Genomic DNA, 12,699 nt, shown 5'->3' on the forward strand with positions numbered 1-12,699 from the left:
TCAAGCGCCGGGGCGCTCCATGTCCGAAAGGTTCTCCATCACCCGGCGCAGGTAGTCGGCCGTGACGAGCTTGATCCCCATGCGATTGCCCAGCTTGCGCATGCCCTCATCGGCGCTGGCGAGTTCTGCATCCAGCTCCATGGCCAGCAGGACGGCGTCGACATCCTCGCGCGAATCTACCAGCCCCTTACGCATGGCCTCGCGAAATCGTTCGCGCAGCTGGGTGATGAGTTCCGGTCGGAGTGAGTCGGCCGCACCCGCCTGGCGGGTGTGCTCCTCGGCAATGCGGAGCCCGCGGTCGATGCGCGTGCGCACCTCGTCGATGAATTCGTAGAGGATGTCGCTCGGCAGCGTCAGCGCGAAGCGGCGGGGAGAACGTACCCAGACCACGGTCTCGAAATCCGGAGCCAGGGCCTCGAGATCGCGCATGCCCCGAAACTCCTCGTACACCGACAGCGGCATGTAGAACTCGGCCGGGCAGTCCCGCGCCAAATGCAAAAAGGTCCTCAGGATGTCTTCCGGGTCCGCACCGAACTGACCCGCCACATGCGGGTTGGTGAACACGCTGGTATCCAGCACAAAGCGGCGCATCACGACCTCCTGTCGGGTTCTTTCTCCATCATCGGCGGCGGGCGGAAACCCGTCAACCAGGGACACCCGTCCGATCGGCGTCAGGGGCACCCTGTGGCATAATCGCGCCTGATCTCCCAGCCCACAGGGACAACCCTTGGCTACCCGCGCGGAAGTGGAAAAATTCCTCGAGCGCCTGCGCTCGGATCTGGAACGTCAGCAGATCGATATCCCGACGCTGCCGGACATCTCCGTGCAGGCGCTGTTCATCGTGCAGGACGATTCCAGTTCCATCGCCGATCTGGTGAACCTGATCTCTCGTGATACGGCGCTGGCCACGCGGCTGGTGCGCCATGCCAACAGCCCCGCCTATCGGGGACTAAGTCGCTGTGCAACCATCCGTTCCGCGGTGACCCGCCTGGGGATGGAACGTGCGCGCCAGACCATCATCGCCCTGTCGATGAAAGAGGTGTTTCAGAGCGGCAACGACATGATCCGGCAGCGCATGGAGGCGTTGTGGAACCACAGCCTGGAGGTGGCGATCATCAGCTACCTGCTGGCCCGCCGGCATCCCCATCTGGACCCGGACACCGCCCTGCTCGCAGGCCTGGTGCACGACATCGGCATGATCCCGATCCTGCGCCGTGCGGAGAAGACACCGGAGATCTACGAGGACCCGCGTGCCCTGCAGGCGGCGGCGGATGCTGCGCATGTCGCGATCGGCCGCGCGATGCTGAAGTACTGGAATTTCGAGCCCGACATCATCCGCGCGGTCGCCGATCACGAGAATCTCCAGCGCGAGTCAGAGGCCGAAACCCCCATCAGCTACAGCGACATCGTGCAGGCCGCGAACATCGAAAGCCACGCCGGCACTCGGCACTACCTGGCCCACATCGACCGTGAGGGGGTCGCCGCATTGCGTCGTCTAGCCCCGCGTTCGCCTCGCCGCGAACTGGAATGGGAAAACGACGCGATCGGGCTGGAACACGTCAACCAGATCATCGAATAGCGGCAAGGCACCACCGCTTCCTGCGGAACGCAGTACCACGCGGATGGTCTTCTCTTACAGTACCCTGCCAGGGATGTTCCGCTGATGACGCTCCAACTGGTGTATGTCAGCCGCGCGGCCTTCGCGCCCCACGAGCATGAGGCCCTGGGCATCGAGCCCGAGGTCGGGCGGATCTTGCTGCAATCGCGTCAGAACAACCCGCACGCGGGTATCGTCGGTGCCCTCTATTACGGCGATGGCCACTTTTTCCAGTGTCTGGAGGGCGAACCCGAAGCGGTTTACACGGCCCTGGAGCGCATCCGGCGCGACCCGCGCCACGAAGAGATCACCGTACTGCGCGAACGTGAGCTGGAACATCCCGGCTTCGGAGAATGGTCGATGAAGTATGTACCCGCGGCCGGCGAGGTACGCGCCCTGCTGCAGCAATTCGGGCAGCGCCGGTTTGATCCCTTCGGCTTCGACGACCAGCAGATCGAGGCGATGCTGGATCTCCTGCGCAGCGGCCGTGACACCGAGCTGGAGGCCACACCCGCTACCAGCGAACGCACAGCGTCAACGAACACTGCCCCTCAGGGCGACCGTCGGCGCCTGCTGGCCCTGACGGGCTGGGTTGCGGCCGCCGTGGCCGCGGGCATCGCCGGTACGGCGGGCTATCTGTTCCTGGCCGGGGCCTGAGTTAGACACCCCGCAGCAGCTATTCCCACTCGATGGTGGCGGGAGGCTTGCCGGAGATGTCGTAGGTCACGCGCGAGATGCCGGGGATCTCGTTGATGATGCGGCGCGAGACGTGGTCGAGGAAGTCGTATGGCAGGTGCGCCCAGCGCGCGGTCATGAAATCGATGGTCTCCACCGCGCGCAGCGCGACCACGTAGTCGTAGCGCCGGCCGTCGCCCATTACCCCGACCGACTTCACCGGCAGGAATACCGCAAATGCCTGCGAGGTCTTGTCGTACAGATCCGCCTTGCGCAGCTCCTCGATGAAGATCGCATCGGCCCGGCGCAGCAGATCGGCGTATTCCTTCTTTACTTCCCCGAGGATGCGTACGCCCAGACCCGGCCCAGGGAACGGATGGCGGTAGACCATCTCGGTGGGCAGGCCCAGCTCCACGCCGATCTTGCGCACCTCGTCCTTGAACAGTTCGCGCAGCGGCTCCACCAGTCCCAGCTTCATGTTCTCCGGCAGCCCGCCCACGTTGTGGTGCGACTTGATCACATGCGCCTTGCCGGTCTTGGAGTCGGCTGACTCGATCACGTCCGGGTAGATCGTGCCCTGGGCCAGCCACTGCACGTTGTTCAGTTTCGCGGCCTCCTCGTCGAACACGTCGATGAACAGCCCGCCGATGACCTTGCGCTTGGCCTCCGGGTCCTCGACCCCAGCGAGCGCACGCATGAAGCGGTCCTCGGCATCGACGCGGATCACGTTCACGCCCATATGGCGGGCGAAGGTCGCCATCACGTGGTCGCCCTCGCCCTCGCGCAGCAACCCGGTATCCACGAACACGCAGGTCAGCTGATCGCCGATCGCCTTGTGCAGCAGCGCGCCCACCACCGAGGAGTCGACCCCACCGGACAGACCCAGCACCACGTGGTCGTCCCCGACCTGTTCGCGCACCCGCGCGGCCATGTCGTCGATGATGTTGTCGGCGGTCCACAGTGCCTCGCAGCCACATATCTCGTGCAGGAAACGTTCGATGATGCGCTGGCCCTGGGTCGTGTGCGTGACCTCGGGGTGGAATTGCACGCCGTAGAAGCCGCGATCCGGGTCGGCCATACCGGCGATCGGCGCGGAATCGGTGGAGGCCATCAGGCGAAAGCCCTCCGGCAGTTCGGTCACGTGGTCGCCATGCGACATCCACACGTCCAGCAGGCCGTAGCCCTCCGGTGTGGTGTGATCCTCGATGTCGCGCAACAGCGGCGTATGGCCGCGGGCGCGCACCTGGGCATAGCCAAACTCGCGGCGTTCGGACGGCTCGACTCGGCCACCCAGCTGCGCGGCCATGGTCTGCATGCCGTAGCAGATTCCCAGCACCGGCGAACCCAGCTCGAACACCGCATCCTCGGCGCGTGGCGGGTGGTCAACATTCACCGACTCCGGGCCGCCGGACAGAATGATACCGGTGGGGTTGAACGCGCGAATGTCCGCCGCCGGCATGTCCCAGGCGTGCACCTCGGAGTAGACCCCGGCCTCGCGTACGCGACGGGCGATCAGCTGGGTGTACTGGGAGCCGAAATCCAGCACCAGAATGCGGTGGGCGTGAAGATCCTGGGTCATGACGTCATCCGCTGTACCGGCCGGGCGGCCGGTGGGTGTCGGGGGATACCCGGCCGTGGCGGCCGAGTCAGTCCATACGGTAGTTCGGCGCTTCCTTGGTAATCGCGACATCGTGCACGTGGCTCTCGCGCATGCCGGCGGCGGTCACGCGCACGAAGTGCGGCTTGCTGCGCATCTCGTCGATATCATGTGCGCCAACATAACCCATGGACGAACGCAGCCCACCCATCAGCTGGTAGATGATCGCGACGATCGAGCCCTTGTACGGCACGCGGCCCTCGATACCCTCGGGCACGAACTTGTCCGCCGAACTGTTGGGGTCCTGGAAATAGCGATCCGAGGAGCCCTGCTGCATCGCGCCCAGCGAGCCCATGCCGCGATAGATCTTGTAGGAGCGTCCCTGGTAGAGCTCGACCTCGCCCGGGGCCTCTTCGGTCCCGGCGAACATCGAACCCAGCATCACGCAGTTGGCGCCAGCGGCGATGGCCTTGGCCAAATCGCCGGAGAAGCGCACCCCGCCGTCGGCGATCATCGGCACGCCGGTGCCCTTCAGCGCCTCGGCCACATCCGAGATCGCGGTGATCTGCGGAACGCCCACGCCGGCCACGATACGGGTGGTGCAGATCGACCCTGGCCCGATCCCGACTTTCACACCGTCGGCGCCGGCCGCCACCAGGTCCTTCGCAGCGGCGGCGGTGGCGATGTTGCCGCCGATCACCTGCACGTCCGGATAGTGCTTCTTCACCCAGGCCACGCGATCCAGCACGCCCTGCGAGTGACCGTGCGCGGTATCCACCACCAGGACGTCCACCCCGGCCTCGACCAGCGCGGCCACCCGCTCGTCGGTACCGGCCCCCACGCCAACCGCCGCGCCAACGCGCAGTCGGCCGCGATCATCCTTGCAGGCGTTCGGGTGTTCAGTGGACTTCTGGATGTCCTTGACGGTGATCATCCCGCGCAGCTGGAAGTCGTCGTTAACCACCAGCACCTTCTCGATGCGGTGCTTGTGCAGCAGCTCCAGTACGTGGGCCCTTTCCGCGCCCTCGGGAACGGTCACCAGGCGCGCGCGCGGGGTCATGATCTCGGTGACCGGGGCTTCCATGCGGGTCTCGAAGCGCAGGTCGCGGGACGTCACGATGCCGACCAGGTCATTGCCGTCCACCACCGGCACCCCGGAGATGTGATTGGCCTGGGTCAGCTCCACGACCTCGCCGATCGTCGCGCTCGGGCCGATCGTGATCGGTTCGCTGATCACCCCGCTCTCGTACTTCTTGACCTGCTGGACCTCGGCGGCCTGGGCCTCGAACGACATGTTCTTGTGCACGATCCCGAGCCCGCCTTCCTGCGCCATGGCGATCGCCAGACGCGCCTCGGTCACCGTATCCATCGCGGCGGAGACGACCGGCGCGCTCAACTGGATCTCGCGGGTGATGTTCGTGGTCAGATCGACATCGCGGGGGACGACGTTCGAATGCCCCGGGATCAGCAGCACGTCATCGAAGGTCAGGGCTTCACCGAGTATCCGCATGCATCGCTCCAGGACAGTCCAGCCGGGGAAAGAATCGATTCTTTTCCCGGCATGATAAATAGCCGGTCAGTATAAATTTTCCGGCCACCTCCCGACAAGCAGACCGGGCAAGCACCGTGCATCCCGACCGGCAGCACGGCAGACGCAACGTCAGCGCCCTGCTACGATGGCTATCCTCGTTTCAAGCCACCGAGCCCGTTCATGCCCCGCCTGAGCCGCCGCCGCCTGCTTGCCCTGATGCTTGCGCCCGGACTGATGGCGGTCACCGCGGCACCGGTGGCCCGCGCCAGTTGGTGGCCCTTCAGCCCGGAGGTACTGCGTTCGCTGACCCGCCGCCCCGACGCCTCGGACCTCAGTACGGCCGAGATCATCGAGGCAGTACACGAGGCCTTGATCATCGCCTCTCATTCGGCCACGGAGACCCTGGCCCAGCGCAACGGCTTCTTCGGCAACCCGGACGTACGCATCCCGCTACCGGAGGTGCTCGCGACCGCTCGGCGCTCGCTGGACCGCATCGGCATGGCAACGCCGCTGACCCAGCTTGAGGAGGGGATGAACCGGGCCGCCGAGGCCGCCATACCCGAGGCCCGCGAGCCGCTGGTGCGGGCCGTGTTCGCGCTGGATCTGGACAACGCCCGCGAAATCCTGGTTGGCAATGACGACGCCGCCACCCGGCATCTCGAATACCACGCACGCGTCGGCATCACCGAGGCCATGCGCCCGGCCATCCAGCAGAGTCTGGAGCAGGTACAGGCCCTGGACACCTACGGCGAGCTGAAGGAACGCATGCGCGACATCCCCTTCCTCTCACGCGTGCGCTTCGACCCGGTCGAGCACGTCCTGGAGCATGCGATGGACGGCCTATTCTTCATGCTGGCCGAGGAGGAGGCCCGCCTGCGCGCCAATCCGCAGGGACGCGGCACCGATGTCTTGCACCGCGTGTTCCGGCGCCAGTAGCCCCTTGCCACGCACATCCTTAGAAAAACACTGATTCATGAGCGACGCCCCCGTACTGACCGTCACCGAACTCAACCAGTGCGCGGACGGCCTGCTGCGCGACGGCCTGGGCCGGGTACGCGTGGAGGGAGAGGTCTCCAACCTGCGCCAGTACGCCTCCGGCCACCAGTACTTCTCGCTGAAAGACGAGAACAGCTCGGTGAGCTGCGTGCTCTTTCGCGGCAATGCCCGCAACGCCGCCCGCTTCGCCGATGGCGACGCCGTGCAGATCCAGGGCCGCGCCGGGATCTATGCCGCACGCGGCCAGTTCCAGATCATCGTCGAGCAGCTGCAGCCGGCCGGCGAGGGCCAGCTCCTGGCGGCCTTCCAGCGCCTGAAGGAAAAGCTCGCCGCCGAGGGCCTGTTCGACCCCGGCCGGAAGAAGCCCCTCCCCGCCTGGACCCATCGCCTCGGCGTAATCACCTCCACCCAGGGCGATGTGCGGCACGATATCGAACGCACCCTGGCGCGGCGCTTCCCGCTGCTGCTGCCCTTCACCCTCTACCCCACCGCGGTACAGGGCGCGCAGGCCGCCAGCCAGATCGTCGCGGCCCTGGAGCAGGCCGCCCGCGAGGGCACCGTAGACGTGATCATCCTCGCGCGCGGCGGCGGTTCGCTGGAGGACCTGCAGGCGTTCAACGAGGAGAGCGTGGCCCGCGCCATCGCGGCCTCGCCGATCCCGGTCGTGACGGGTGTCGGGCACGAGACCGACACCACCATTGCGGACTTCGTCGCCGACCTGCGCGCCTCCACACCAACCGCGGCCGCCGAGGCGGTCAGCCCGGATGGCGCCACCCTGCGCCACCGGATCGAACGGGCGCGCGACCGGATGACTACACTCGCGGCCCAGCGCGTTTCCCAGCACCGGCAGACGCTGAACGCCCTGTGGACCCGACTCGAACGGCGCCACCCGCGCCAGCTGATGGAACGCAACGCGCAGCGCCTGGACGACCAGAACGAGCGCCTGCAACGCGCCTGGCAGCGCCGGCACGAGCAGGCCGGCCAGCGCCTGCAGCATCTACGCCTGCGCCTGGCCGGGGCCTCGCCCGGCAACCGCATCGCCTCCGCGCGAATGCGCCTTGACCACCTGCACCAGCGTCTCGCGCGCGCCGCCCCGGCACACGACATCCCCACGCACCGCGAACGCCTCGCGCGCCTGCACCGGGATCTCGAATACCAGATGCGCCAGGCCCTGACGCTCCGCCAGCAGCGGCTGCAGGCCACCCGGCGCCAGCTGAGCGCCCTCGGCCCCCAGGCGGTCCTGGAACGCGGCTATGCGATCCTGCAAACGGAACAAGGACAGGTCCTGCGCGACGCCGCAAGAACCGAGATCGGCGCGCCGCTGAAGGCTCGCCTGGCGCGCGGCGCGCTCGAACTGAAGGTGACGGCGACGAAATCGCCCGAGGGAAACTGAAAAAGCGCTTCAGCCCGCCTGTTGGAGCGCGGCCTTCAGGCGCGCACGTACCCGCTCGCGCCCCAGATACTCGAAGATACGCGGCAGCTCGGGCCCATGCGTCTGGCCGGACAGCGCTGCGCGCAGCGGCATGAATAGCTTGCGCCCCTTCGCACCCGTCGCTGCGCCGACGGCCTTTGCCAGGGCCGGGAAATCCTCGGCCTCGTCCAGGGCATCCAGGGCGGCGCGGTAGAAATCGGCACCCGCCTGCTGCAGCTCGGCGGCGGCCGCCTCGCTCACCGGGGCCGGATCGGCGGCAAAGGCCTCCACCCAGATACGGGCGTCCTCGGCGCGGGTGATGTTGTCACGCAACAGCCCCGCCAGTGCCGGGCGCTGGTCCTCTGGCACCTGCCCGAATACATCGAAGTCCCCGAGATAAGCCAGCAGATCGGGATCGGACAGCTGGCGCAGGGCCTCGGCCTGCCAGTGTTCCAGCTGCTGTGCATCGTGGCGTGCAGCGCTGTGACCGATACGCTCCGGGCTGAACCCGGTCGCCAGTTCCTCAACGCTCAACAGTTCATCCGACTCGTACCGGTGCCCAAGGCGGGCGAGATGGTTGAGGATCGCGAGCGGCAGGTAGCCCGCCGTGCGCAGATCCTCGACGCTGGCCGAGCCATTGCGCTTGGACAGCGGCGCACCGTCGTGCCCCATCACCAGCGGCAGGTGGTGATAGGCCGGCGCCGCCAACCCCAGCGCCTCCAGCAGCAACATCTGGCGCGGGGTGTTGGCGATATGGTCCTCGCCGCGCACCACGTCGGTTACGCCCATCAGGGCGTCGTCGATCGCATTGGAAAAGAAGAAGGCGGGCGTGCCGTCGGAGCGGCGGATCACGAAATCGCCGATCTCGTCGGTGCGAAAGCTCACCGGCCCGCGCACCCCGTCCTCGAAACGGACCGTGCGGCCCAGCGGCACACGAAAGCGCAGGGTCGGTTTCTGCCCTTCGGCCGCGCGCCGCTCGGCCTCCTCCACGCTCAGATGGGCACAGGTCCCCGGGTAGCGCGGCGGCTTGCCCTGGGCGCGCATGCGCTTGCGCCCCCGTTCCAGCTCGGCGGGCGAACAGAAGCAGGGGTAGGCCTGACCGGCATCGATCAACTGCTGGTAATACCCATCGAAGATCCCGCCACGTTCGGACTGGGCATACGGTCCGGCATCGCCACCGGCGTCAACGCCCTCGTCCCAGTCCAGCTTCAGCCAGCGCAGGTCGCGCATCAGCGCGGCCACGAACTCCGGGCGCGAGCGCTCGGCGTCGGTGTCCTCGATCCGCAGCAGAAAATGCCCGCCGCGCGAGCGGGCGAACAGCGCGCTGAACAACGCGGTGCGCACGTTGCCCAGATGGAGGAGCCCCGTGGGACTGGGCGCGAAACGGGTCTTGGTCGGCGGTGTCGTCATCGCGCGCATGGTAGCGGAGCACCTCGCGGGCCACCAGCCGGGCTGGCCGTGGCCCTAGGGAGACGCTGATTGAATCGCACGTCCGCGTTGGTGCCCCCTGTTTTCCGAGACAAGGCGCGTCGTGCAGCGGGTAGTGGTTCTACCCGCCCGTTTTTGATGAATGCGGGGCGCAACGCAGGATCGGGGAACAGGGGGGCACCAACCCCACAAGCCATTGAAAGCAGGGGCTCGGCCGCCCGTTGTTGATCAAAAACGGGCGCGGGAACGGCGTTGCGGTTCCCTTGTGCAGAATGACTGCACGGCAGTCGCCGCGCCTTGTTCGCACGCAAAAGCGACTTGAGCGCGGACGCGCGATTCAATCAGCGTCTCCCTAGCAGCGTTGCTGGCAGGCACCCCGCCTGCCGGGTACCATGGCCGCCCGACATTCATCCGGAGGGCCAGTCCCGTGCAGCAATCCCGTTTCCGGCTTGGCATTGTGCTGGCCACCGCCCTTCTTGCCCTACTGCTTTCAGGAGCCCCCATGGCCGATACCAATCCGCAGGTCGCGATCGAAACCAACCATGGCCGCATCGTGCTGGAACTCAACGCCGAAGCCGCCCCGGAGACGGTCGCCAACTTCATGTCCTACGTGGATGACGGCTTCTACGACGGTACGATCTTTCACCGCGTGATCCCGGGCTTCATGGTCCAGGGCGGCGGCTTCGACAAGAACATGAGCCAGAAGTCCGCTGGCGAGCCGATCCGCAACGAGGCGGACAACGGCCTGAAGAACGAAGTGGGTGCGATCTCCATGGCCCGCACCCAGGATCCGCACTCGGCCACCGCGCAGTTCTTCATCAACGTGAACGACAACGATTTCCTCAACCACACGGCCCCGAATGCGCAGGGCTGGGGTTATGCGGTCTTCGGCAAGGTGACCGAGGGCATGGACGTCGTGCGCCAGATCGAGTCCGTGCCCACCGGGCGTTCCGGTATGCACCAGGATGTGCCGCAGGAGCCGGTCGTGATGGAAAGCGTGAAGCGCGTCGAGGACTGAGCCACCCCGTGGCTTCCAGCGCGCCGGCCCTGGTCATTTCCGACCTGCACCTGGATCGCGAGCCCGGCCCCCTGCTGGAGGCCACACTCGCCTTCCTGAAGGGACCGGCGCGCAACGCCTCGGCGCTGTACATACTCGGCGACCTGTTCGAATACTGGGTCGGCGATGACGCCGGCTTCCCGGCCGCCGAACAGCTCGCCGACGCCCTGCAGACACTCGAGAGCCCGGTGGCCTTCATCCATGGCAACCGGGATTTTCTCGTGGGTCCGGACTACGCCGCGCGCGCGGGGATGCAGCTGGCGCCCGAGCCGCTGCACGCGGCCCTGCCCTGCGGACCCGCCGTGCTACTGCATGGCGATTCCCTGTGCACCGACGACACCGAGCACATGGCCTTTCGCCAAGAGGTGCGCGGCGGCGAATGGCAGCGGGCCTTCCTGGCCCAGCCGCTGGAGGAACGCATCCGGCAGGCGGAGTCCATGCGCGCCACTAGTCGTGACAACAGCCGGATGAAGGCCGACGCGATCATGGACGTGAATGCCGACGCCGTAGCGGATACCTTCCGCGACGCCGATGTCCCGCTGATGATCCATGGCCATACCCACCGCCCCGCGATCCACGGCCTGAGGGTCGACGGGCAGCCGCGGCAGCGCTGCGTGCTCCCGGCCTGGGACAAGCACCCGGGCTACCTGGAAGTCGCGGCGACCGGCCCCGTCCTGCGCGAGCTGGACGGCTCCCCCTACCCCGCGCACCTGCTTCACGCCTGAACCACGCGCTTCGCGCCGTTGTAAAGCTGGGCCTCGTTCTCGGCACTCGGTGTTTACGGTGCCTTCGGCCGGCCGCCTGCCTGCGCTGTCTCGCCAGCGCGCCTCGAGTTCCTTCTTTGCTCGTGCAAAGAAGGAACCAAGAAACACGCCCGGGATTCGCCCGGGAACCTTGCTCCGGACGCGCCAGGCCGGCGGCGCTGAAACTCGCTACGCTGTCGCTTCGCTCAAACAGTCAGCGCCTTTTCTCCGGCCTGTCCCGCCCTCCACAAGGGGCTCATATCGGGAGGGAAGGTCCAAACAGAAGGTGTTCCAGCACCTGCGGTAAGCCCCGAACTGTAGGGTGCGTTGAGCACAGCGAAACGCACCATCCCGGCGCCGGGGCTAATCGCTGATGCGATTCGCTGCGCTCATCCGCATCCTACATGGGGTCTGGCGCCCGCTGGCGGGCGCGGCACGCCATGGCCGCAGGCCGAGCGTGCCCAGGATGTCGGAATACCTTGCCTCCATCCATTCGCAAGAACATGAGGATCGCCGTTGTCTTGACCTTCTCCCCCCGTATGAAGCCCCTTGCGGAAGGGTCCTCGGGACGGAAGAGAGGCGCTGACTGTCTGAGCGAAGCGAGTTTCAGCGCCGCCGGCCCGAGGGCCCTGGAGCAAGGTCCCCGGGCGGAATCCGGGTGCCCTTCTTTGGGTACTTTCTTGGGCAAGCAAGAAAGTACCTCGGGGTGCGCTGCCGAGACAGCGCTTGGCAGGCGGCGGACCAAAGCCACCGTAAACACCGGATGACGAACCAGGACCAGCCTCATCAAGGCAGGCGGTCGGGGTTATGGCGACGTTTCGGTGGTGGCCTGGGCCTCCAGTTGCGCCATCTCGGAGTCGGTGAAGCCGGCGGCGCGGCGGGCGGCGTGGGCGAAGGGCGGGCGTACGCGGCCCGGCATGTACTCGGCCAGCAGCTCGAGGAACAGCGGCTCGGGATCGAGCCCGCGTGCATGGGCCAGCTCGCGGAACCAGCGCGTGCCGATCGCCACGTGGGCGACCTCCTCGCGCTGGATGATCTCGAGAAGCGCCACGGTTGCGTGATCGCCCGCGGCCATCAGGCGCTCGATCATGCCGGGGGTGACGTCCAGCCCGCGCGCCTCCAGCACGCGCGGCACCAGGGCCATGCGGATCATCACGTCGTGGTCGGTCGCGAGTGCGGCCTCCCACAGCCCGTTGTGGGCCGGCAGGTCGCCGTAGTCCGCCCCCAGCTCGTGGAGCCGCGCACGCAACAGCCGGAAATGGCGCGCCTCCTCGGCCGCCACCTGCAGCCAGTCGCTGACAAAGGGTGCCGGCATGTCGCGAAAGCGATAGATCGCATCCAGCGCCAGGTTGATCGCGTTGAACTCGATATGCGCGACCGCGTGCACCAGGGCTACCCGCCCGGCCGTGCTGTGCAGCCCGCGCCGCGGCAACTCGCGCGGATGCACGAGCACCGGACGCTCGGGGCGGCCGGGCACCTCCAGGCGCCGCGGGGGTGGCGCCGTGGTTGGCGCCGTCGCACCGGACCACCAGGCGTCCATCAGCGCCAGCACGCGCTCGCACTTGGCCTCCGGATCGGATTCCAGCAGGGCGGCCCCGGCCGCCCTGTAGAGGTCCGCCTCCGGTCGCGGTGTCGTGTCCATGGATCTCCCTGTACGTGCAGGC

11 protein-coding genes are annotated in these 12,699 nt (G+C 67.2%); 6 read left to right on the plus strand and 5 right to left on the minus strand.

Translation table 11 applies throughout. The features are described from left to right. Window positions 1–591, minus strand: a complete 591-nt coding sequence (locus F623_RS0107530) for an RNA ligase partner protein (RefSeq protein WP_018861911.1) — start codon at window positions 589–591, stop codon at window positions 1–3. Window positions 592–727: 136 nt separating this feature from the next. Between F623_RS0107530 and F623_RS0107535 the strand changes: the two genes are divergently transcribed. Further along, window positions 728–1,579: an HDOD domain-containing protein gene (locus tag F623_RS0107535; RefSeq protein ID WP_018861912.1), complete on the plus strand. Its 852-nt coding sequence runs from the start codon at window positions 728–730 to the stop codon at window positions 1,577–1,579. Between the two features lie 84 nt (window positions 1,580–1,663). Next, the gene (locus tag F623_RS0107540) at window positions 1,664–2,254 is read left to right on the plus strand and encodes a BLUF domain-containing protein (protein WP_018868440.1); all 591 of its coding nucleotides are present in this window, start codon (window positions 1,664–1,666) and stop codon (window positions 2,252–2,254) included. 19 nt (window positions 2,255–2,273) lie between these two features. On the opposite strand, the gene guaA is transcribed toward F623_RS0107540, so the two are convergent. Beyond that, window positions 2,274–3,851, minus strand: coding sequence for a glutamine-hydrolyzing GMP synthase (gene guaA / locus F623_RS0107545; protein ID WP_018868439.1), 1,578 nt, complete (start codon window positions 3,849–3,851; stop codon window positions 2,274–2,276). A gap of 67 nt (window positions 3,852–3,918) precedes the next feature. Continuing rightward, window positions 3,919–5,379, minus strand: a complete 1,461-nt coding sequence (gene guaB, locus F623_RS0107550) for an IMP dehydrogenase (protein ID WP_018868438.1) — start codon at window positions 5,377–5,379, stop codon at window positions 3,919–3,921. A gap of 201 nt (window positions 5,380–5,580) precedes the next feature. On the opposite strand from guaB, the gene F623_RS0107555 reads away from it, so the two are divergent. Both F623_RS0107555 and xseA read left to right on the plus strand, forming a co-directional pair. After that, a complete protein-coding gene (locus F623_RS0107555; protein WP_018868437.1) occupies window positions 5,581–6,336 on the plus strand; it encodes a DUF4197 domain-containing protein in 756 nt (251 codons plus the stop codon). Between the two features lie 37 nt (window positions 6,337–6,373). Next, complete coding sequence (gene xseA, locus F623_RS0107560; protein WP_018868436.1) at window positions 6,374–7,789, plus strand: exodeoxyribonuclease VII large subunit; 1,416 nt, start codon at window positions 6,374–6,376, stop codon at window positions 7,787–7,789. Window positions 7,790–7,798: 9 nt separating this feature from the next. On the opposite strand, the gene gltX is transcribed toward xseA, so the two are convergent. Beyond that, window positions 7,799–9,226: a glutamate--tRNA ligase gene (gene gltX, locus F623_RS0107565; RefSeq protein WP_018868435.1), complete on the minus strand. Its 1,428-nt coding sequence runs from the start codon at window positions 9,224–9,226 to the stop codon at window positions 7,799–7,801. Window positions 9,227–9,737: 511 nt separating this feature from the next. Here gltX and F623_RS0107570 point away from each other — a divergent pair. Beyond that, window positions 9,738–10,253, plus strand: a complete 516-nt coding sequence (locus tag F623_RS0107570; protein ID WP_018137548.1) for a peptidylprolyl isomerase — start codon at window positions 9,738–9,740, stop codon at window positions 10,251–10,253. 8 nt (window positions 10,254–10,261) lie between these two features. Then, window positions 10,262–11,017: a UDP-2,3-diacylglucosamine diphosphatase gene (locus F623_RS0107575; RefSeq protein ID WP_018868434.1), complete on the plus strand. Its 756-nt coding sequence runs from the start codon at window positions 10,262–10,264 to the stop codon at window positions 11,015–11,017. An 823-nt stretch (window positions 11,018–11,840) separates the two neighbouring features. Here the strand turns inward: F623_RS0107575 and F623_RS0107580 are convergent. Next, window positions 11,841–12,677: a ferritin-like domain-containing protein gene (locus tag F623_RS0107580; RefSeq protein WP_018868433.1), complete on the minus strand. Its 837-nt coding sequence runs from the start codon at window positions 12,675–12,677 to the stop codon at window positions 11,841–11,843. Window positions 12,678–12,699: the final 22 nt, after the last annotated feature.

Origin of the sequence: Thioalkalivibrio sp. ALD1, assembly GCF_000381245.1 — a bacterium.
GTDB lineage: Bacteria > Pseudomonadota > Gammaproteobacteria > Ectothiorhodospirales > Ectothiorhodospiraceae > Thioalkalivibrio.

Excerpts from the sequence above, each read along its gene's own strand:
- F623_RS0107530 (WP_018861911.1), bottom strand. The coding sequence starts at position 591 with ATGCGCCGCTTTGTGCTGGATACCAGCGTGTTCACCAACCCGCATGTG.
- F623_RS0107540 (WP_018868440.1), top strand. The coding sequence starts at position 1,664 with ATGACGCTCCAACTGGTGTATGTCAGCCGCGCGGCCTTCGCGCCCCAC.
- guaA (WP_018868439.1), bottom strand. The coding sequence starts at position 3,851 with ATGACCCAGGATCTTCACGCCCACCGCATTCTGGTGCTGGATTTCGGC.
- guaB (WP_018868438.1), bottom strand. The coding sequence starts at position 5,379 with ATGCGGATACTCGGTGAAGCCCTGACCTTCGATGACGTGCTGCTGATC.
- F623_RS0107555 (WP_018868437.1), top strand. The coding sequence starts at position 5,581 with ATGCCCCGCCTGAGCCGCCGCCGCCTGCTTGCCCTGATGCTTGCGCCC.
- xseA (WP_018868436.1), top strand. The coding sequence starts at position 6,374 with ATGAGCGACGCCCCCGTACTGACCGTCACCGAACTCAACCAGTGCGCG.
- gltX (WP_018868435.1), bottom strand. The coding sequence starts at position 9,226 with ATGCGCGCGATGACGACACCGCCGACCAAGACCCGTTTCGCGCCCAGT.
- F623_RS0107570 (WP_018137548.1), top strand. The coding sequence starts at position 9,738 with ATGGCCGATACCAATCCGCAGGTCGCGATCGAAACCAACCATGGCCGC.
- F623_RS0107580 (WP_018868433.1), bottom strand. The coding sequence starts at position 12,677 with ATGGACACGACACCGCGACCGGAGGCGGACCTCTACAGGGCGGCCGGG.